Annotated in this window: 18 protein-coding genes and 1 pseudogene; 13 read left to right on the forward strand and 6 right to left on the reverse strand. The window is 71.9% G+C overall.

Features of this window, described 5'->3' with window-relative positions:
* The first annotated feature begins 60 nt into the window (after positions 1-60).
* Both OHT77_RS23805 and OHT77_RS23810 read left to right on the forward strand, forming a co-directional pair.
* Positions 61-969, forward strand: a complete 909-nt coding sequence (locus OHT77_RS23805) for a helix-turn-helix transcriptional regulator (RefSeq protein ID WP_328830518.1) — start codon at positions 61-63, stop codon at positions 967-969.
* 123 nt (positions 970-1,092) lie between these two features.
* Positions 1,093-2,640: a PH domain-containing protein gene (locus tag OHT77_RS23810; RefSeq protein WP_328830519.1), complete on the forward strand. Its 1,548-nt coding sequence runs from the start codon at positions 1,093-1,095 to the stop codon at positions 2,638-2,640.
* A 45-nt stretch (positions 2,641-2,685) separates the two neighbouring features.
* Here the strand turns inward: OHT77_RS23810 and OHT77_RS23815 are convergent, their stop codons facing one another.
* A complete protein-coding gene (locus OHT77_RS23815; protein WP_328830520.1) occupies positions 2,686-3,048 on the reverse strand; it encodes an antibiotic biosynthesis monooxygenase family protein in 363 nt (120 codons plus the stop codon).
* A gap of 27 nt (positions 3,049-3,075) precedes the next feature.
* Positions 3,076-3,543, reverse strand: a pseudogene (locus tag OHT77_RS23820) (helix-turn-helix domain-containing protein); the annotation flags it as partial.
* A 143-nt stretch (positions 3,544-3,686) separates the two neighbouring features.
* On the opposite strand from OHT77_RS23820, the gene OHT77_RS23825 reads away from it, so the two are divergent.
* The 8 genes from OHT77_RS23825 to OHT77_RS23865 all read left to right on the forward strand — a co-directional run bounded on the left by OHT77_RS23825 (position 3,687) and on the right by OHT77_RS23865 (position 12,277).
* Positions 3,687-4,001 carry a hypothetical protein gene (locus OHT77_RS23825; protein WP_328830521.1) on the forward strand — a complete coding sequence of 105 codons (315 nt, stop codon included), beginning with the start codon at positions 3,687-3,689 and terminating at the stop codon, positions 3,999-4,001.
* A gap of 234 nt (positions 4,002-4,235) precedes the next feature.
* A complete protein-coding gene (locus OHT77_RS23830; protein WP_328830522.1) occupies positions 4,236-5,327 on the forward strand; it encodes a beta-ketoacyl-ACP synthase 3 in 1,092 nt (363 codons plus the stop codon).
* A gap of 277 nt (positions 5,328-5,604) precedes the next feature.
* A complete protein-coding gene (locus OHT77_RS23835) occupies positions 5,605-5,838 on the forward strand; it encodes an acyl carrier protein (RefSeq protein WP_328830523.1) in 234 nt (77 codons plus the stop codon).
* Complete coding sequence (locus OHT77_RS23840) at positions 5,838-7,073, forward strand: beta-ketoacyl-[acyl-carrier-protein] synthase family protein (RefSeq protein WP_328830524.1); 1,236 nt, start codon at positions 5,838-5,840, stop codon at positions 7,071-7,073. Before OHT77_RS23835 ends, OHT77_RS23840 begins: the two co-directional genes overlap by 1 nt.
* Before the next feature lie 98 nt (positions 7,074-7,171).
* Positions 7,172-8,167 carry a 3-oxoacyl-ACP synthase III family protein gene (locus tag OHT77_RS23845; RefSeq protein WP_328830525.1) on the forward strand — a complete coding sequence of 332 codons (996 nt, stop codon included), beginning with the start codon at positions 7,172-7,174 and terminating at the stop codon, positions 8,165-8,167.
* A gap of 60 nt (positions 8,168-8,227) precedes the next feature.
* Positions 8,228-8,989: a ferredoxin gene (locus OHT77_RS45045; protein ID WP_443048101.1), complete on the forward strand. Its 762-nt coding sequence runs from the start codon at positions 8,228-8,230 to the stop codon at positions 8,987-8,989.
* Positions 8,986-10,188, forward strand: coding sequence for a cytochrome P450 (locus tag OHT77_RS23860; RefSeq protein ID WP_328830526.1), 1,203 nt, complete (start codon positions 8,986-8,988; stop codon positions 10,186-10,188). Before OHT77_RS45045 ends, OHT77_RS23860 begins: the two co-directional genes overlap by 4 nt.
* A 145-nt stretch (positions 10,189-10,333) precedes the next feature.
* Positions 10,334-12,277 (forward strand): serine/threonine-protein kinase, encoded by a 1,944-nt coding sequence (locus OHT77_RS23865; protein ID WP_328830527.1) that lies wholly within the window; start codon positions 10,334-10,336, stop codon positions 12,275-12,277.
* A 43-nt stretch (positions 12,278-12,320) separates the two neighbouring features.
* Here OHT77_RS23865 and OHT77_RS23870 read toward each other — a convergent pair whose 3' ends face one another.
* Together OHT77_RS23870 and OHT77_RS23875 are read right to left on the reverse strand one after the other, a co-directional pair.
* Positions 12,321-13,712 carry an alpha/beta fold hydrolase gene (locus tag OHT77_RS23870; RefSeq protein ID WP_328830528.1) on the reverse strand — a complete coding sequence of 464 codons (1,392 nt, stop codon included), beginning with the start codon at positions 13,710-13,712 and terminating at the stop codon, positions 12,321-12,323.
* A gap of 227 nt (positions 13,713-13,939) precedes the next feature.
* Positions 13,940-14,416 (reverse strand): MarR family winged helix-turn-helix transcriptional regulator, encoded by a 477-nt coding sequence (locus OHT77_RS23875; RefSeq protein ID WP_328830529.1) that lies wholly within the window; start codon positions 14,414-14,416, stop codon positions 13,940-13,942.
* Positions 14,417-14,541: 125 nt separating this feature from the next.
* Between OHT77_RS23875 and OHT77_RS23880 the strand changes: the two genes are divergently transcribed.
* On the forward strand, positions 14,542-15,483 hold the full coding sequence (locus tag OHT77_RS23880) for an alpha/beta hydrolase (protein ID WP_328830530.1): 942 nt from the start codon (positions 14,542-14,544) through the stop codon (positions 15,481-15,483).
* A 41-nt stretch (positions 15,484-15,524) separates the two neighbouring features.
* On the opposite strand, the gene OHT77_RS23885 is transcribed toward OHT77_RS23880, so the two are convergent.
* Positions 15,525-15,899, reverse strand: coding sequence for a winged helix-turn-helix transcriptional regulator (locus tag OHT77_RS23885; protein ID WP_328830531.1), 375 nt, complete (start codon positions 15,897-15,899; stop codon positions 15,525-15,527).
* A gap of 92 nt (positions 15,900-15,991) precedes the next feature.
* Between OHT77_RS23885 and OHT77_RS23890 the strand changes: the two genes are divergently transcribed.
* Positions 15,992-16,831 (forward strand): SDR family oxidoreductase, encoded by an 840-nt coding sequence (locus OHT77_RS23890; protein WP_328830532.1) that lies wholly within the window; start codon positions 15,992-15,994, stop codon positions 16,829-16,831.
* A gap of 442 nt (positions 16,832-17,273) precedes the next feature.
* Here the strand turns inward: OHT77_RS23890 and OHT77_RS23895 are convergent, their stop codons facing one another.
* A complete protein-coding gene (locus tag OHT77_RS23895) occupies positions 17,274-18,116 on the reverse strand; it encodes an alpha/beta fold hydrolase (RefSeq protein ID WP_328830533.1) in 843 nt (280 codons plus the stop codon).
* A 323-nt stretch (positions 18,117-18,439) separates the two neighbouring features.
* On the opposite strand from OHT77_RS23895, the gene OHT77_RS23900 reads away from it, so the two are divergent.
* On the forward strand, positions 18,440-19,231 hold the full coding sequence (locus tag OHT77_RS23900) for a COG4705 family protein (RefSeq protein WP_328830534.1): 792 nt from the start codon (positions 18,440-18,442) through the stop codon (positions 19,229-19,231).
* Positions 19,232-19,322 lie beyond the last annotated feature (91 nt).

A 19,322-nucleotide genomic window follows, 5' to 3' on the forward strand; every position in this document is an offset into this window, starting at 1 on the left:
GTAATGGCAGGGCTCCCCTCCCCGCTGCGTGGCGGACGCCCGGCGGGTGAGACTGGAGGCATGGCATCCGAGAGCGCGCACAGCGAGGGCGCGGAGCTGGGCCGCTATCTGCGCGCCCGCCGCACCCAGACCAGCCCCGAGCACGTCGGCCTCACCGTGGGCACCGGCATCCGCCGCACCCCCGGGCTGCGCCGCGAGGAACTGGCCACCCTGTCCGGCATCAGCATCGACTACTACGTCCGCCTGGAACGCGGCAAGGAGACCCGCCCCAGCCCCGCCGTCCTGGACTCCCTCGCCCGCGCCCTGCACATGGACGACCAGGAACACCAGCACCTGCGCGAACTCGCCGCCCGCGCCGCCCGCTACGCCCCCGAACCGCCGCCCGCCCCCAGCCGTACCGTGCGCCCCCACCTGAAGCTGATCCTGGAGTCACTGCGCCCGAACCCGGCCTACGTCATCAGCCGCAGCATGGACATGCTCGCCTGGAACCCCGGCGGCCTCGCCCTGTACCCGGGTCTGGACGACTGGCCGGTCAAGCAGCGCAACCTGGCCCGTTACCTGTTCCTGCACCCCTCGGCGCGGTCCCTCTTCACCGACTGGGAACGGCAGATCACCGGCTGCGTCGCCCGCCTGCGCGTCATCGCCGGTACGGCCCCCGACGCACCCGACCTGACCCACCTGGTGGGTGAACTCCTCCTCAAGAGCCCGGACTTCGCCGGTCTCTGGGAGCGCTACGAGGTGACCGGCCGCAAGCCCGCCCACAAGACGTTCCTCCACCCCCAGGTCGGCACGCTCACCCTCACCTCCCAGTCCCTGCACGTGGAAGGCACCCCCGGTCAGCGCATCGGCGTCTACACCGCCGAACCCGGCACCCCCGACCACGACGCCCTGCTCCTCCTCGACCTGACCGCACCCCGGCCCGCGGACCGTCCCGCCCCCGCCCCGGAGGCGACCGGTCAGCAGCCGTAGGCGGGGTACGTCCCGGACGCCCCACCTGGCCGTCGGAGGACACGGGCAGGCAGCCTGGCCTGCCGGAACACTGCCGGAGTCCGCACAAGCGCCCGCCGCCCGCGCTCCGGCACAGTCACCGGTATGACCGAACCCCGAGAGGTGACCTGCCGTCCCGGGGCGCCCCGCGCCCTGTGGTCCTCCGTCGCGATCGGCGCGGTGGGCGCGGGCGGCGCCGGGGCGTGGACGGCGTACCGCGGCCCGGACCCGCTGTCCCTGTCCTTCGGCGCGGCCCTGGCCCTCATCGCCGTCGTCGCGCTCCACGTGGTCACCGCCCGCGTGGACGCCGACGCCCACGGCCTGCGCTCCCGCACCCTGCTACGGCGCTGGAGCGCGCCGTGGGACGAGATCGCCGACCTCCGGATACGACTGCGCCACACGAGCGGTTCGCGCGGCGGCCAGAGCCGTCACGTGAGCGTGCTCCTGCGGAACGGCCGCCGCCGGACCCTGCCCCTGCCGATCGGCCGCGACCAGGAACTCCCGCGATTCGAGGACGAGTTGACGGCCCTCCGCGCCCTGCACCACCACTACGGAACCGACGTCCCGCCGGAGTCGTCCCGTGTCCCCGTCATCGCGGACCACAGCGCGGGGAGCGCCCCGGTGGCGGCGTTCGCGTGGTGCGTGGCGCTGCTGGTGGGCGCGGGCGTGGCGGCGGCGTTCGTGTCGGGCACGGCGGCGGACCAGCGGGCCTGGGAGGCGGCGAGGCCCTGCACCGCCGCGACCCCGGTCGCGCAGCGCGGCGAATGCCTGAGCCACTCCTCGACGGTGATAGCCCGCACCGACCGCAACACTCCCAAGAAGACCAGCTGGGTGTACTTCGCCGACGACCGTCCCTTCGAGCGCCTGGCCGTCCCGGTCGAGGCCGCCGACGGCTTCCGGGCCGGCGACAAGGTCCAACTCACCTTCTGGCGCGGCGAGGTGAGAACGATCACCGGCGCCCACTACGTCTGGCACCGGCACGTCCAGTCCGCCGGAGGCCTGGCCGCCCTCGCATCCCTGGCCGCCGTAGCCGCGGGCTACCCCGCCGCCCTGCTCCTCCTGGCCCTGCGCAACCGCCGCCTCCCCGACGACGAAGTCCTCCCGTCCGCCCTGCCGTTCGCCTTCGCCCTGGCCGGCACGGCGGCGTGGCTGCTCCCCCTCTGCTACCTCCACCCGACGACCCTGTTCGCCTCGGCGACGACGATCGCCTGGGCGGCAGCGGGCACGCTCGCGACCCTGGCACTCCTCACGTGGGCCTGGCGAGCGACGAAGATCCACCCACCGAAGAGGCCCGAAGTCCGCCTAGACACAACGGACTTGGTGGACCTCCCCGGTGAGGTCTTCGTCCGGGCCCGCTTCCTGGACCACACCGACTACAACCCGCACGGCTTCGGCACCCACATCGCCCTCGGCGACGGCCCGCCCGCGGTCACCCCGGGCCCCGACCGCTTCGCGGCCCGCCGCATCCCCGTGGACCGCCTCACCGTCCGCACGGTACGACGCGTCCGCGGCGCCGACGGCGACACCGTCCCGGGCGACTGGCACATCGCCGAACTCGACGACGGGGGGCGGACGGTGCGGCTCGCGGCGGCACCGGACGATCTGGCGCGCGTACTAAGGGAGTTGAGACCGGTTGTGCGCGAGCGGTCGTAGCGCGGGCCCTTTCGCGGTGCCGCCGCGGGAGCCGACGGTCAAGCCTCAGCTCTCCCTGGGCCCGGCCTGCTGCACGACCTCGAACGTCCACAGCGTCGAGTCCGTCGCGGCGGGCCGGGGCCGCCCACCCTGCGCGGAACCCTCGGCGGAACCCTGTGCGCCGCCCTCCTGGGGCGCGCCCCGGTGGGCGGCCCGGCCCATGCCGGACATCCAGTTCTGGAAGTCCTCCTCGGCACGCCAGCGCGTGTACACGAGGTAGGTGTCGGTGCCCTCGACGGGACGCAGCAGCTCGAACCACTCGAACCCGTCCGAGCTGTCCACCGTCCCGGCCCGGTTCACGAACCGCTTCTCCAGCGTCTCGCGCTGCTCCTCGGGGACGGTGAGTACGTTGATCTTGACGATGCTCATGGGTCCCATTGTTCAGCAGGAGGGTCCTCAGGACCGCAGACCCTCCCGGAACGTCCGCCGGTAGGCCTCCGGCGGCACCCCCAGCACCCGGTTGAAGTGCCGCCGCAGTGTCGCCCCACTGCCCAGCCCGCAGCCGGCGGCGACCTGGTCGATCCCCTGATCGGTCCGTTCGAGCAACTCCTGTGCCCGGTTGACCCGTTGGACCAGGAGCCACTGCAGGGGGCTGGTGCCGGTGACCGCGTGGAAGTGGCGGGTGAGGGTCCGCGGGCTCATCGCCGCGTGCCGGGCGAGAGCGGTGACCGTGAGCGGCTCGTCGAGGCGGCCCGTCGCCCAGGCCAGCAGTTCCGTGAGGGCGTGTCCCGTCCCGTCGCGCGTGCCGTGCGCCACCGGTGCCGGGATGAACTGGGCCTGCCCGCCCAGCCGGTGGGGTGGTACGACCAGGGTACGGGCGAGCGCGTTCGCCACCGCGGCCCCGTGATCGGTGCGGACGACGTGTCCAGACCCGGTCCGGTGACGCCCCCCGCGCCGACTGGACGTTCCCGGACCCGATCGGAACCCGGCCCGTCGTGGGCGAGTTCACCATGGCCGACAGTGCGACCATCCCAACTCATCTCTCCGTACCGGACATTGACACCTGTATGACGGTGTCCGCCGTGGAGGACCTGCGCTCCGCCGACACGTCAGGGCCCGTCGCCGTGGACGACTCCGGGCGCTCCGCGCAGACCTTCCTCGTCGAGGTCGTGGCGACGCGCGACGGCGAGACCCGCCGTGCCGTCGCCTCCGGCCAGGACATCTACGCGGTCACCGCCCCCCTCGTCGTGGAGGCTGCCTGCCGCGTGCTCACCGACCCGCACCGGCCGTCCGGGGTGGTCACCGCCGGTGCCCTCGCGGACGCCCGCGGCTTCCTCACCGCGCTGGTGCCGGGGCACTTGACGCTCGACTTCACGAACTGACATGACCCTGTTGGCGGTTGTGTGTCGAACGGCCGCCCCCAACCGCCCCCTTTCGGGTGATCTCAGGACGACATAACAGACGTAACGTTTCCTCACTTCGGTCGCTGAGCTGGGGTTTTACGGACGGGCGCGCGAAACTGCGCAGGTATTCGAGTCGCGTCACGCCCACGCCCCCCTCTTGATCCGAATTACAGTCGTGCCGCTCGTCCAAGATCACTTCCCATCGAGGCGTGTGTGACCTTCCGACTGCCCAGCGCAGCCCCGCTCTTGAAGACGCCGCAGACGGCCGTCCTCGAGGGCCTCGCCGGTTTCGTCCCCCCGGACGCGGTGGCGAACGACGCCCTGCCCGTCGCGTGGGACGTCGACGACGCCTGGGTCCGCAGACGCACCGGTATCGGCGAACGCCACCGCGCCGCATCCGGCGTCACCACCGGCGACCTCGCCCTGACGGCCGCCGCCCGCGCACTCGCCGTCGCGGGCGCCCCCCTGGTCGACGCCGTGATCGTCACCACCTCCACCCCCGACCGCCCGATGCCCGCCATGGCCCCCCGCCTCGCCACCCGCCTCGGCCTCGGCGAGATCGCCGCCTGGGACGTGTCCGCCGCGTGCAGCGGCTTCGTCTACGGCCTCGCCGCCGCCGTCGGCGCCCTGACCTCGGGGTGCGCCGACCGCGTCCTGCTGGTCTCGGCCGAGGTGTACTCGACGCTGCTCGACCCGCAGGACCGTTCCGCCGGAATCCTGTTCGGGGACGGCGCCGGGGCGGTCGTCCTGCGGCGCGGCGAACGGGACGAACCCGGTGCCGTCCTCGCCCTGGACCTCGGCGGCGACGGCTCCGGCGACGAACTGATCCAGGTGCCGGGCGGCGGTGCGCAGGAACGCTCCCGCCCCGCTGACTACGGCCCGGACGACCGCTACTTCCGCATGCGGGGACGTGAGGTGTTCCAGCACGCGGTCACGCGTATGACCCAGTCGGCCCACACCGTGCTCAAGCGCGCGGACTGGGCGGCCGAGGATGTGGACCGGTTCTGCGCCCATCAGGCGAACGCCCGGATCCTGTCCGCCGTCGGCGACCGCATCCCGGTACCCGGCGAACGGCATGTCACCAATATCGAGCGGGTCGGCAACACCGGCGCCGCCTCCATCCCGCTGGCCCTCGCCGACGCCCAGTCGCGAGGTGAACTCCGGCCCGGCGAAAGGGTGTTGCTCACCGCCTTCGGTGCCGGACTCACCTGGGGCTCGGCGGCCCTGGTCTGGCCGGAGCTGCCGGCCGTACCCCGGATCGACGATCTCGATCACCCCGCCCCACGGACGACCCCGATCGTCTGAGACACCGCTCACCCGTACCACCGCTCACCCGAAACACCGCACGAGACCCCCACCCGCACCTCGCCGGAAACCCCGCCCGAAGCCTTGCCAGTGCCGGGGCGCGCCGCCGCTCCCCGGCTTTCGGCTCCGGATACGCGCGAAACGGGTCGGACGACCTTGTTCCGCTGTCCGTTTATCCGCCCGCCCACCGATCCCGTCCGCCGATCCAGCCACCTGTCCAGCCATCTGTCCCGCCCACCGATCCCGCCCGCCGATCCCACCCGTCGAAAGGAACCCCATGTCCCCCGTCCAGACCGCCGTGACCGCCGTACTCACCGAGAAGTTCGAGGTCAGCCCCGAGCACATCCGTCCCGAGGCCACGCTGGAGAGCCTCGACCTGGACTCGCTCGCGCTCGCCGAACTCGCCCTGGCGCTCCAGGAGGCGCTGGGGGTTCCGGTGGCGGAGGACGAGGCCGCCAAGCACAGCACCGTGGGCGAGCTGGTCGCCACGCTGAACGCCAAGCGCGCGTGATGCAGGCCTCCCGCACTCCTGTCTCCGTCACCGGCCTGGGGCTCATCACCCCGGCCGGGGTCGGCCGCGAGGAGACCTGGCAGGGGGTCCTGAGCGGGCGGTCCACCGCCGCCACCGACCCCGAACTCAAGGGCTGCGCCGTCGACTTGTCGTGCCGCATCCCGCTGATGACCCCGGAGCAGGCCCGGATCGGCGGCGGCAAGGCGTGGCGCATGGGCCGGTTCAGCCAGCTCGCCGTGCTCGCGGCGCGCGAGGCCGTCGCCGACGCCGGGCTCGACCCGGCCGGGTGGGACGGCGCGCGGGTCGCCGTGGTGATCGGTTCGGGGCTCGCCGGGGCCGCGCACCTGGAGGACCAGACCCTCCGCCACCACCAGGGCGGACCCGAACTGGTGTCACCCGCGCTGGTGCCGATGCTGATCTCCAACATGGCTGCCGGGGAAGTGCTGTTGGACCTCGGCGCCCGTGGCCCGTCCCTCGCGACCGAGAGCGCGTGTGCGTCCGGGGCGAGCGCGTTGGCCGTGGCGCGGGGGCTGCTGCAGGCCGGGCTGTGCGACATCGCGGTGGCGGGCGGTACGGAGGCGGCGGTCACCCCGGTGATCACCTCCGGCTTCCAGCGGATGGGGGCGCTGTCGTCCCGCGTCGACGACCCCGAGACCGCCTCGCGCCCCTTCGCGGCGGACCGGGACGGGTTCGTCATCTCCGAGGGTGCCGCGATCCTCGTCCTGGAACGCGAGGCGGACGCCCGCGCCCGTGGACAGCGGCGCTACGCCCGTCTCGCGGGCGCCGGTCAGACGTCCGACGCGCATCACCCGACCGCGCCCGCACCAGGGGGAGTTCACGCCGAGGCGGCGCTGCGGGCGGCGCTCACGGAGGCGGGGCTCGGGCCAGGGGACGTCGATCACGTCAACGCGCACGGCACCTCGACCCCGCTCAACGACCTGACCGAGGCGGAGTTGATCCAGCGGGTGCTGCCGCACCGGCCAAGTGTCACCGCCGCCAAGGGAGTTCTGGGGCACAGCCTGGGCGCGGCCGGTGCGATCGAGGCGGCGCTCACCGCCCTGACCGTGCACCGCGCCACGGTCCCGCCGATCGCCAACCTCACCCCGGACACCCTCCCCTACGACCTGGACTGCGTCACGGGCCGCCCCCGCGCCCAGCAGGTCCGGGCCGCCGCCAGCCACTCCTTCGGCTTCGGCGGGCACAACGTGGTGCTGGTCTTCACCGGCGAGGACTGAACACCGAGGACTGAACACCGAGGACTGAACGCCGGGGGCTGATCAGCGGTCACCGGGGGCCGGGACCCAGACCGACGACCACGACCGAGGAGGGACCAATGACCGTTCACAGCAGGATCGTTCACGCCACCGTCCACATCCCCGAGGGACGCCAGACCGTGGCCGCGGTGGAGGACCGGTTCCGCGCGGGCAGCCCCGGCGTACCGCTCTCCCGAGGCGTGCTCCAGCGCATGTACGGCCTGGCCGAGCGCACGGTGGCCGACGACCTGGAGCAGCCCTCCGACCTCGCCGCGCACGCGGCCCGGCGGCTGTTCGCGGACACCGCTACCGACCCGGGCGCCGTGGACCTGCTGCTCTACGCCGGGATCCTCGCCGACATGGAGGAGCCGGCCACCGCCCATGTCGTCGCCGACAAACTCGGCCTGGGCTGCCCGGTGTTCGACCTGAAGAACGCGTGCAACGGCGTCCTCAACGCGCTGGAGGTCGCCGACGCGTTCATCCGGAGCGGCCAGTACCGGCGGGTGCTGGTGACCACGGCCGAGGTCAGCACCCGGGAGAGCCGGTGGGAACTGGACGACCCCGCCGACCTGCCGACCGCGCTGCCCAGCCTGAGCACCGGCGACATGGGCTCGGCGCTGCTGGTGGAGGCGGGGGACCGGCCCGGCATCCTCGGCTCCCGGTTCTTCGCCAACTCCTGGGGCTGGCGCGCGGCGACCCTCCCCAACCCGTACGCGCAGCACCGCACCCTCGGCCATCTCCGCATCGACTCCGCCCAGCTGGTGGGGTCCTTCGACGGACTGCCGGGCAAAGTGCGGGGCGCGCTGCGGGAGTTGGGCGTCGAGGGCGACGACCTAGACCTCGTCTGTGTGCACCAGCCGTCGGTGCCGTTCACCAAGGTCGTCTGCGACTGGGTGGGCGTGGACCCGGGCCGCATCCTGGCCACCTTCCCCACCCACGGCAACGTCGCGACCAACACCATCCCGCTCCAGCTCGCCGCCGCCCTCGACAGCGGGCGCCTCCAACGCGGCGACCTGGTGGGCATGTTCGGCTTCGCGAGCGGGGCGAGCGCGGGGGTGGTCGTGTGCCGCTGGTGAAGGTGTCCGGCCACCACGACAACTCCCCAGACCCCGCCACCGTAAGAAGGTGAGAGCCCCATGACCGCGACCCGCACCCCGCGCATCCCTCCCCTCCCGCCCGCCCAATGGCCCCCGGTTCTGCGGTCGTTGCTCGCCGACTCCCGCCAGGACGGCCCCGGCCGGGAGAACCTCTTCGGCACGCTCGCCCACCACCCCGTCCTCGCCCACGCCTGGCTCTCCCTCGCGCGGGTCCTCACCCACGAGGGCACCCTCGGTCACCGAAGACGCGAGCTGGTCGTGCTGCGGGTCGCGCACCGGCTCGACGCGCCCTACGTCCACGGCCGGCACCGCGTCCCGGCCGAGGACGCCGGGCTGACGGGCGCGGAGATCGACGCGACGGCGGCCGGCCTGGCCGTCCACCCCTGGCAGCCGGAGGACCGCGCCCTCCTGGAGGCGGCCGACCTGCTCGCCGCCAACTCACCCATTCCCGGGGTTGTTTGGGACCGGCTGGCCCGCTTCCTCACCCCCGAGCAACTCGTCGAACTCCTGGTCCTGGCAGGCCAGACCGCCACCATGTGCACGACGCTCAACACCCTCCGCACCCCCTCGGACCGGCAGCCCTCGCTCACCGTGCTCCTGGACCGGGACCGCTGCTGCGGCGCGGGCCAGTGCGTGGGCGTGGCGCCCGAGGTGTTCGAGCAGGACGAGTCGGACGGCCGGGTCACCCTGCTCGTCCCGGACCCGGACGCGCGCTACGCCGACGAGGTGCGCTTCGCCGCCGACCTGTGCCCCAGCGGTGCCATCACACTCGTCGACCACGAGGAGACCGCCCACTCATGACCGTCACCGCCCTCCCCGCCCTCAACCTGCCTGCCCCCTACGGCAGTTGTTCCTTCGACCCGCCGCCCGCCTACACCGCCGCCGCCCGCGAGGCCGCCGTCTCCCGCGCCACGCTCCCGGACGGCACCGCGTGCTGGCTGGTGACCGGCTACGACGAGGTCCGCGCCGTCCTGGCCGACGCCCGCTTCAGCGCGGACGCGCGCACCCCGGGCTTCCCGTTCCTCTCCGCCGGACAGCGTGAACTGGCCACCGCCAAGCCGAGTTTCATCCGCATGGACGACCCCGAGCACGCCCGGCTGCGCCGCATGGTCACCAAGGACTTCCTGGTCAGGCGGATCGAGGAACTGCGCCCGGGTATCCAGGACATCGTCGACCGCGCCGTGGACCGCATGACCGAGGGCCGCGACTCGGCCGACCTGGTGGCCGACTTCGCGCTGCCGATCCCGTCGCTGGTCATCTGCCTGATGCTCGGGGTGCCGTACGAGGACCACGACCTGTTCCAGTCGCTCAGCCGCACCCTCCTCGACAACCGCACCAGCCGCCCGGACGCGGAGCGGGCGCATGCCGAACTCATGGGCTATCTGGCGCGGTTGGCGGAGCGCAAACGCCGCGAGCCCGCCGACGACATCCTCAGCAGGCTCGCCGCCCGCGACGACCTCACCGACCAGGAGACCGCGTCACTCGGCTTCCTATTGCTGGTCACCGGGCACGAGTCGACCGCGAACATGACCGCCGTCAGCGTCCTGGCCCTGCTCCGCCGCCCCGACCAGGCGGAACTGCTGCGCGAACAGCCGGAGTTGGTGCGCGGGGCGGTGGAGGAACTCCTGCGTCACCTCACGATCATCCACCTCGGTCTCGGCCGGGCGGCGACCGAGACCGTACGGGTGGGCGAGGTGACGATCCCGGCGGGCGAGGGCGTGATCTGCATGCTGTCCACGGCCAACCGTGACGAGCGACTCTTCACCTCCGGCGCCGACTTCGACCTCACCCGCGACGCCCGCCGCCATGTCGCGTTCGGCTACGGCATCCACCAGTGCCTGGGCCAGACCCTGGCCCGCGTGGAACTCCAGATCATCCTGACCACCCTGCTCCGCCGCCTGCCCGCCCTGCGCCTGGCCGTCCCCGCCGACCAGCTCACCTACAACCGGGACGCCATCGTGTACGGGCTGCGCGAACTGCCGGTGACCTGGTCATGGTGAGCAGGCCGCGGCGGCCGAGGACGGGGTGTGGTGGTTCGGGGTGGGTCCGCCTGAAGTCCCGTGAATGCGATCACCTCCAAGTGCCCGATCTGTACACTCCGTTACCCGTCAGAACCGTGCGTGAGTGAAGGGTGGGGTGGGGGCGGTGTCGGTGGCGCCAGCGGCCGGGGACAGGATCGACGGCCGGTATCTCCTGCACGAACCCATCGGCACCGGCGGCATGGGCGTCGTCTGGCGGGCCTGGGACGAACGGCTGCAACGCTGGGTCGCGGTCAAGTGCGCCCGCCTGGACGACGACCGGGCCACCCGGCGCCTGATGGGCGAGGCCCGCAACGCGGGCCGCCTGCACCACCCGAACATCGTGGCCGTCTTCGACTACGTCGACGAGGGCACCACCTGCTGGATCGTCATGGAGTACGTCCCCTCCCGCAGCCTCGCCCAACTCATGGCCGAGCGCGGCCCGTTGGCGCCCGAGGAGGCCGGGTCGATCGGCTGCCAGATCGCGGACGCGCTGGTGAAGTCGCACACCGCGGGCGTGGTGCACGGCGATGTCACCCCGGAGAACATCCTCGTCACCGACGAAGGCGTCGCCCGCCTCACCGACTTCGGCATCTCCCGCGCCCTGGGCAACGACGCCACCCAGAGCACGACGGGTACCGTGCGCGGCAAACCCCGTTACCTGGCGCCGGAGTTGGCGAAGGGGCAACCCGCGGGGGAGAAGGCGGACGTGTTCTCCCTGGGCGCCTCGCTGTTCGCGGCGGTCGAGGGACAGTCGCCGTACGGCGAGGCCGAACACCTCATGACCTATCTCGCCCGGGCCGTCGAAGGACACATCGAGCCCACCCGCCGGGCCGGCCAACTCGCCGAGCCACTGGCCGCGTTGCTGGAGGTCGAGCCCCGGGACCGGCCCGACGCGGCGCAGGCACGGAAACTGCTGACCCGCGCCGCCCCGCCGCCCGCGCACATCCAGCAGCAACTGGACGACCACCGCACCCTCGACCTCGCGTCCTCGACCCTCCGGCTGGGCCGCGCCGCCCGCCGTACCCGGGACGTCCTCACCCTCCCGCTGCCCCGCCGTATCCGCCGCCGCCCGCCGGCGATCGCGGCGGCGGCCCTGGTGACGGTGGGCGCGGTCACGGCCGGGCTGGTCCTCTTCGGCCCCTGGGACTCAAAGGACAACGGTGGCAAGGACATTGGCCTGACCGACGCGAAGCACTCAGCCTCCGCGCGCGCCGGGACCATGGGCGACGCCCGCACGGCGGACCCCTGCGGCCTCGTCGACGCGGCCTCGCTCAGCCGCTTCGGGCACACCGAACTCGACCCGGACTACGGGGAGATCGACCGGTGCGACGTCCTCGTGCACAACGCCGGCGGCGACGACACTGCGGACATCCAGGTCAACCTCGACACGGACCGGGACGACTTCGACGGCATCCAGTCCACGCGCCTGGTCGGCGGCATCACGGTCGTCACGATCAAACGGGACGGCAACACCTGCGACCGGGCGGTGCTGCCCACCGACGGCACCCAGATCAGGGTCATCGGGCAGCAGTTGGCCCCGTCGTCACCCGACCCGTGCCAACTCGCCGACGCCGCGACCGATCACGTGGTCGGCGTCCTGTCCGGCGGCCCGGTACCCCGCCGCGCCTCGGCACCGGCAGCGAACTCCCTGGCCCGCCTGGACGCCTGCGACCTGCTCGACGCCACCGACCTCAAGCAGGTCCCCGGTGTCCAACACGACAACCAGGACCGGGGGTTCGGCGCCTGGGACTGCGACTGGTCGAGCGACGACGGCAAGCGCGACGTCGAGATCCAGTTCAGCCGGGACAACTCCCTCGACGCCGACGACGGAACGCCCGTGAACGTCGCCGGCGTCAAGAGCTACGTCGTCGCCGACGAGGCCGAGGACGACAGCTGCACCGTACGGACCCCGCACCGCACGTACACGGACTCGGTGGGCGAGGAGACCACCGAGCTGTTCCAGCTCACCGTGTACGCGCCGCGACCGGGCAAGCAACTGTGCGGTGTGGCGCGGGGGTTGGCGGCAGCGGTCGTAGGGGAGATCGCGAATCGCCTCCCGACCCGGTGACGAGCCGACCGGTGCCGCGACCGATTACCGGTCGAGCGACCGGTCAGGGCTGTACCGGCATGGTCCAGCAGTTGGAGGTCGTGGCCTTTCCGGCGAGGCGGTCGGTGAGCCAGGAGATGGCGGCGCCCTGGTCGGTGAGCAGCGGCGCGAAGTGGTTGAGGAGCGCGCTGCCGACACTGGGCAGGACGACGGGCTTGTACGTGACGTCGGCGCCCTTCGCGCACCAGTCGAGGGCGAGTTGGCGGGCCTGGGCGTGCGGGACGAGGTTGTCGCTGACGCCGGTGGCGAGGCGGACCGGGCCGGACGGCTTCATCGTGCCGATGCGCTGGCTGTCGAGGAAGCTCTGGAGGGCGGGAGTCGAGGCGATGATCTCGCTGAGGGACTCGCCGTCCGTGGTCCAACTGGTGCTCTTCTTATAGGCGTAGCCGAACAGCGCGTCGCCGACGCACATCGTCGACAGGTCGGTGAGCGCCGCCTTCCCCGCGTCGTTGAGATGCGCCTCGGCGAGCGGCTTCAGGGACGGGTCGGACTGCAGGAACCCGTTGAGCGACCAGCCCAGCGCGCCCGCGAGTTCGCTGCCGTCGATGGCCTTGGTGACGGAGGTCAGATCGGCGGGCGGGGCACCGGCGTAGGTGCCGGAGAGGGTGACGTCGGGGGCGTAGGACGACTGGAGTTCGGCGGCGGCCGCGGTCGCCCCGCCGCCCTGGCTGTAGCCGTAGAGCCCGACCGGCGAACCGGCGGTGACCGAGGCCCCGCCGACCGAACGCGCGGCACGCACCGCGTCCAGCACCGCGTGCGCCTCGTCGATCCGGTTGACGTAGGTGTGCAGCCGGTCGGTCGCACCCAGGCCGACGTAGTCGGTGACGACGACGGCGACGCCCTTCGCGAGGAGCCGGTAGATCGCCAGGTCCTCGTAACCCACGGTCACCGTCTGGCTGTTGAGGGACAGCGGGTGTTCCAGTCCCATCGACGCGGAGCACTGGTCGCCCTGTCCCAGGGTGCCGGGGGCGACCGCGACGAGGGGGCGCGGACCGGTGCCCGACCAGTCGGCGGACGGTTCGATGTAGGCGCCGGTGACGGCGACGGGCTGTCCGTTCGAGTCCGTGGACTTGTACATCAGGCGGGTCGCGGTGCCGGGGAGGGTGGAGCCGTCGAGCCCCGGCAGGCTGAGCGCGAGGGGGAGCGGCTCGCTGCGGACGAGGGCGCCGTCGGCGGCGGGGAGGGTGGCAGGCGGGTTGTAGAACTCGGGGATGGTGACGCCTCTGGACACGACGTCGGCCGTGGCGGAGGGGGATGCGGCGGTGGCGGCGGTGGCGCTCGTGAGGGCGACGGCCTGGGCGGTGAGACAGACGGCGACGGTCAACGAGGCGCCGAACAGGCGTCGTTGGCGCGCAGAGGTGCTGGGTGTGGTGGTCATGACAGGTGGGGTGGGCATGACGAACCTCCTGTGAAGCGGCCGGCAGGAAGCGGCGGCACGCCGGCGCACCCGCGTCCCACGGGTGCGCCGGCGCCGCTGGAGAAGTGGTTCGTCTCGAACTTACCTACCGGTAAGTTACTCGTGATACCCGTCGGTAGGTTACGTTTCGGTAATGTGAACGAGCGTCAGGCGGCTGTCCTCCGGCTCGCTCGCCGTCGGAACGGGCAGCCGCACAGGACGGGCGATCAGCCCGTAGGCAGGCCGATCTGGTCGTGTTCGAGGGTGGCGCGCAGCTCCGAGAGGAAGTGCGCGGCGGCCGCTCCCGACGGACCGTCGAGGATGTCCGCGGCCAGCTCGGTCATGGTCGTGGTGAAGGTGCCCTCCGCCGCCTCGATGAGCTGCCGGCCCGCGGCGGTCAGCTCCAGCAGCGACGAGCGGCGATCCGACGGATTGCTCCGCCGTACGACCCACCCCTGCTTCTCCAGCCGGTCGACGCCCTTGCTGCTCGCGCCGATGCCGATGGCGAACTCGGTGGCGAGGTCCGCGACCCGGGACCCGGGGTGGTCACGCAGGAAGCGCAGGGACTCGTACTGCGAGGTGACGATCCCGTGCCGCTCGCGAAGACGGTCGTTGAGCGCGTTGTAGAGGCGGGTCTCGCAGCGGACGAGATCGGCGAAGAAGCCCGGGAGGTCGATCGGGCCGCGGCTTGACTTGGATGCCATGGCATATAGTTTAGTCTACATTCCTGGGAAGGTAATTCCTGGGCATGCGGTTCCCGAGCATGCGGTTCTTGAGTGTGTGGCTCTTGGCATGCGGTTCTTGGGTGGTACGTGCGACGGAGGCGACCATGAGCAGGCAGCAGCGCGCGAAGATCGACGCGATGGTACGGCGGCCCCGGCCGGAGGGCGGCGAGCCGGAGGCCCCCGCGTCGGTGGAGGAACTCCGGGCCGGATTCCGGGTGTTGATGGCGGAGATGCTGGTCCCGGCGGGGCTCGACACCCGCGCCACGTCCCTCGGTGACCGCCCCGCACTGCTGGTCGAACCGACCGGCACCCCGCGAACCGGGACGATCCTCTACTTCCACGGCGGCGGCTTCGTGGTCGGCTCACCGGAGACGGCGCTGTCCCTCACGGGGAACCTGGTGACCCGGACCGGGGTCAGGTCGTACTCGCTGGACTACCGGCTCGCCCCCGAGCACCCGTTCCCGGCCGCGATCGACGACTGCCTCAGCGCGTACCGCGCACTGCTCGACAGCGGCGAGGACCCTGCGACGATCGTGTTCGCCGGCGACTCCGCGGGCGGCGGCCTCGCGGTCACCACCTGCCTCGCCGCCCGCGACGCGGGTCTGCCGCTGCCCGCCGCGATCGTCACGTTCTCCGCCGGCCTCGACGCGACCCGCACCGGCGAGAGCATGGAGACCAAGGCGGACGTCGACCCGTACTTCACCCGCGCGGGCCTGGAGTACACCGGAGCGATGTACCGCGGGGGAGAGGACCCCCACCACCCCCTGCTCAGCCCCGCCGTCTCCGCCGACCTGACCGGCCTGCCCCCTCTCCTTCTGCAGGCGGGCACCTACGAAGTACTCCTGGACGACTCCACCCGCCTGGCCACCCGCGCGAGGGACGCCGGGGTGGACGTCATCCTCGACATCACCGCCGACGTCCCACACGTCTTCCAGTCCTTCGCGGGCGTCCTGGACGAGGCGGACGAGGCGTTGGATCGGGCGGCGTTCTTCATCGGCCAGCGGATCCGGGGTGGCGGGGGTGTGACCCGTACGTCGGAAGGGTGACGCGTGCGGTGAGGGTGCCGTACGGACGACGCGCTGCAGGCCTAGAGAGCTACGTCCCGCTCCGACAACCGGCGCGTGATGCGATCGAAGAGCTCCGACAGCGGCTCCCCGACATCACGCCCGAACTCGGTGAGGCCGTAGGTGACTTGGGGCGGGGTGGTCGGCTCGACCTCGCGCCAGATCAGGCCGTCATCGAGCAGGGAGCGCAGGGTCTGGGCGAGCATCTTCTCGCTGATCCCCTGGATGCTCTCGCGCAGTTCGAAGAACCGGAGGCTGTTGCGGCGCAGGGAGATCAGCACCCAGATCCCCCACCGGCTGGTGACGTGGTCGACGACAGTCCGCGCGAGGCAGTCGGTGTGAAACACCTCATACCGAGCCCCGGGCTCAACCCGCCTGCGCTGCAAGCCTTCAGTCACGTGAGGAGCTTACCTCGGGGTATGTCCTTACCGAAAGTTAGCCCAGCTCCTAGCGTGAGGCCCACCGAAGTACGGGCGACAAGGAGCTGAACATGATCGTGGTGACCGGGGCCACCGGCAACATCGGCAGGCCGCTGACGAGGGCGTTGGCGGAAGCGGGCCAGGAGGTGACGGCGGTGTCCAGGCACACGGCGACGGTGCCGGACGGCGTCCGCCACGTGGTCGCCGACCTGGCCCAACCGGCAAGCCTGACACCCGCGTTGACGGGAGCGAAGGCACTGTTCCTCCTGCTCTCCGGCGACCTGCATTCCCCCGATTCCAACCCCGCCGACATCATCCGCGCGGCCGACACCGCGGGAGTCCGCCGCATCGTCCTCCTCTCCACCCAGGGCGTGTCGACGAGGCCCTTCGGCCCGACCCGCATAGCGATGCGCGCCCTGGAGGACGTCCTACGGAACTCCACCCTGGAGTGGACCATCCTCCGCCCCGGCGGCTTCGCCTCCAACGCCCTGTGGTGGTCCGAGTCCGTCCGCGCCCAACGGGTCGTCGCGGCCCCCTTCGGTGACGTGGGCGTACCGATCATCGATCCCACGGACATAGCCGAGGTGGCGGCGGCCGGCCTCCTGACCGACCAACACACTGGCACAACCTACGAGTTGACGGGCCCGGAGGTAATCGCCCCCCGCGCCCAGGCCGATGCCATCGCCACCACCCTGGGCACCCCGATCCACTTCCACAACCTCACCCGAGCCGAGGCCAAGTCCGCCATGTCCCAGGCGATGCCCCCAGAACTCGCCGAAGACACCCTCACCATCCTCGGCGCCCCGACGCCGGAGGAACTCCGCATCAGCCCGGATGTGGAGCGGGTCTTGGGGCGAGCGCCGCGTACGTTCGCTGAGTGGGCGGGGCGGAATGTTGCGGCGTTTCGGTGAGGGGGGGGCTGGATCTGACGGAATGCGGGCCCGCGTCCACGGCCGGAGTTGTCTGTCGAGGAACCACTGGCATGCACCAACAGACCTTCTCCGACAGGCCCGTTGTCAGTGCCTACGGCTATGGTCGCAAGCGCGCGGCCGGCTTCCGGGGGTTCCAGCTCCGTAGGGAATGGTTGCATCCCCGATCTTCCCGGGGGCGGCCCGGAGAACGTGTCCGGGACCTAACCGACGGTCGGGCTCAGCTGATGGCCAAGAGGTGACCTGTCAGAGCCGGCCGCGCACTTCTTGTCCGGCGTACGCATCAAAGGTGTTGCTTGCCCTGGCCGACAAGTCGGCTGATGACATCGCGAGTTCGTACCCTGAGCGCGTCGAGCTCGACCCGGTTGTCGGCCTTGAGGCCCAGGTTGACGACCCGGGCCCCGGTCGTGTGGCTGGAGCGACCTCAGTCCGTCGAGCCCGGCTTCACCACCGTGTTCACGAAGTTGCCGATCGCCTCCAGCGTCGCGCCGAGCGCCTCGATCTGGGGGAAGTGGGCCGCGTCCGGGATGGGGGCGAAGTGGCCCTCGGGGAAGGCGTCGGCGTAGCCGCGGCCGTACTTGAGGGGGGCTATGCCGTCCTCCTCGCCCCAGACGACCAGGACGGGGACGGTCACGCGGTGGAGGCGGGCGCGGAGCTTCGGGTCGTAGGTGAAGTGGTCGCCGCCGTAGATCGCGAGGGTCTGCTGGTTGGCGGCGGTCGCGGCTCGCTGGGCGTCGGTGAAGGAGGTGAAGTCGGGGCGGAACTCGGCCTTGGCGAAGGAGAGTTGGCTGATGTCGGCCGGGGCCATGGTGCGCGGGTCGACGACGCGGTTCTCGACCATGTGGGCGTGGATGCCGACCGCGTTCAGGAGGGTCAGGGCGCCGATGCGGCCCTTGTTGTCGCGAAGGGCCATCTCCGCCGCGATCCAGCCGCCGACCGAGTTGCCGATCACCATGACGTCCTTGATGTCCAGGGCGTCGAGCAGGTCCAGGTAGGCGATGGCCAGGTCGGCGACCGAGTCGAAGCCGTCCGGGCGGGGCGTGCCGTCGAAACCGGGGTGGGTCGGCGCCACGACGTAGACGTGCTCGGACAGGGCTGCGGAGAAGCCGGCCACCGTGCGCGGGCCGGCGCCGCCGTGCAGCACCAGGACGCCGGTGCCCTCCGTGTTCTCGCCGAACTCCTGGACGGTGACCGAGAGTCCGCCGGGGAGGGCGACGGTGCGGGTGGAGGCCGGGGTGGAAGCGGGGGTGGAGGCAGGCGTGGTCATGGTGGGGTCCTTGTCGCTTGTTCTCGTGTTCTCGCGTGCTGAGAGCTGGCTCTCATGAAGGTAGGGGGTCGGCTCTCTTTATGCAAGTCCACTCTCACGATGAGAGTCGCGCGTCTCGTGCGGACGGCTCGGCGGGCTGGGACGGGAAGAGTGGCCCCCGAGCGCCGATAGCACCCCGCCCACGCCCCTGACCAGCGCTTCCCCGCTCTCGTTCAGGTTGCTTTCAGGTCCGTGTGGGACTTGGGCAACTCATGCACCGGAAGCGCAAAAGCTCTGGCAAAGGGGGCTGGGGGGAGGGTCGGGGACCGTGTCAGGGTGCCCGCATGACGACAGATCACCTCACCCACGACCGGCCTCCGCGCCGCATCCCGCACGCGGCGAGCAAGGTGCCGGAGGTGACCGTCTACTTCTGGATCATCAAGGTGCTGACCACCGGCATGGGCGAGACGGCCTCCGACTTCCTGGCCCATCTGTTCGGCCCGATCCCGGCGGTCGGCCTCGGCGGGCTCGCCCTCGTCGCGGCGCTGGCGGTCCAGTTCACCGCCCGCCGGTACGTCGCCTGGATCTACTGGACGGCGATCGTCATGGTCAGCGTCTTCGGCACGATGGCCGCGGACGTGCTGCACGTCGGGCTCGGGGTGCCGTACGCCCTCTCCACGCCGTTCTTCCTGCTCGCGCTGGCCGCCGTCTTCGCCCTCTGGTACGCGAGCGAGCGCACCCTGTCGATCCACAGCATCACCACCCGCCGCCGCGAGACCTTCTACTGGGCCGCCGTCCTCGCCACCTTCGCCCTCGGCACCGCCGCCGGCGACCTCACCGCCACGATCGGCCTCGGCTACCTCGGCTCCGCCGTCCTGTACGCCGTCGCGATCGCCGTCCCCGCCGTCGCGCACCGCGCGGGCCGGATGGGCGCGGTCCTCGCCTTCTGGTCCGCCTACGTCATCACCCGCCCGCTCGGCGCCTCCGTCGCCGACTGGATGGCCGTCGGCCACGGCCGGGGCGGGCTCGCGCTGGGACTCGGCCCGGTCACGGCCGCCTGGACGGTGGCGATCCTCGGCTTCGTCGGCTACCTGGCGGTCTCGGGCAAGGACGTACGGCGCGACGCGGTGGTGTGACACGGCGGTACGGCGTCGGCTCCCTCGGCTCCCTCGGTTCCCTTGCCCCCTGGGCTCGTCCGGCCCGTCCCGTTTCTTCGGTTCGTCCGGT

Source organism: Streptomyces sp. NBC_00252, from assembly GCF_036187565.1.
GTDB lineage: Bacteria > Actinomycetota > Actinomycetes > Streptomycetales > Streptomycetaceae > Streptomyces.

Excerpts from the sequence above, each read along its gene's own strand:
- OHT77_RS23805 (WP_328830518.1), top strand. The coding sequence starts at position 61 with ATGGCATCCGAGAGCGCGCACAGCGAGGGCGCGGAGCTGGGCCGCTAT.
- OHT77_RS23810 (WP_328830519.1), top strand. The coding sequence starts at position 1,093 with ATGACCGAACCCCGAGAGGTGACCTGCCGTCCCGGGGCGCCCCGCGCC.
- OHT77_RS23815 (WP_328830520.1), bottom strand. The coding sequence starts at position 3,048 with ATGAGCATCGTCAAGATCAACGTACTCACCGTCCCCGAGGAGCAGCGC.
- OHT77_RS23825 (WP_328830521.1), top strand. The coding sequence starts at position 3,687 with ATGACGGTGTCCGCCGTGGAGGACCTGCGCTCCGCCGACACGTCAGGG.
- OHT77_RS23835 (WP_328830523.1), top strand. The coding sequence starts at position 5,605 with ATGTCCCCCGTCCAGACCGCCGTGACCGCCGTACTCACCGAGAAGTTC.
- OHT77_RS23840 (WP_328830524.1), top strand. The coding sequence starts at position 5,838 with ATGCAGGCCTCCCGCACTCCTGTCTCCGTCACCGGCCTGGGGCTCATC.
- OHT77_RS23845 (WP_328830525.1), top strand. The coding sequence starts at position 7,172 with ATGACCGTTCACAGCAGGATCGTTCACGCCACCGTCCACATCCCCGAG.
- OHT77_RS45045 (WP_443048101.1), top strand. The coding sequence starts at position 8,228 with ATGACCGCGACCCGCACCCCGCGCATCCCTCCCCTCCCGCCCGCCCAA.
- OHT77_RS23860 (WP_328830526.1), top strand. The coding sequence starts at position 8,986 with ATGACCGTCACCGCCCTCCCCGCCCTCAACCTGCCTGCCCCCTACGGC.
- OHT77_RS23870 (WP_328830528.1), bottom strand. The coding sequence starts at position 13,712 with ATGCCCACCCCACCTGTCATGACCACCACACCCAGCACCTCTGCGCGC.
- OHT77_RS23875 (WP_328830529.1), bottom strand. The coding sequence starts at position 14,416 with ATGGCATCCAAGTCAAGCCGCGGCCCGATCGACCTCCCGGGCTTCTTC.
- OHT77_RS23880 (WP_328830530.1), top strand. The coding sequence starts at position 14,542 with ATGAGCAGGCAGCAGCGCGCGAAGATCGACGCGATGGTACGGCGGCCC.
- OHT77_RS23890 (WP_328830532.1), top strand. The coding sequence starts at position 15,992 with ATGATCGTGGTGACCGGGGCCACCGGCAACATCGGCAGGCCGCTGACG.
- OHT77_RS23895 (WP_328830533.1), bottom strand. The coding sequence starts at position 18,116 with ATGACCACGCCTGCCTCCACCCCCGCTTCCACCCCGGCCTCCACCCGC.
- OHT77_RS23900 (WP_328830534.1), top strand. The coding sequence starts at position 18,440 with ATGACGACAGATCACCTCACCCACGACCGGCCTCCGCGCCGCATCCCG.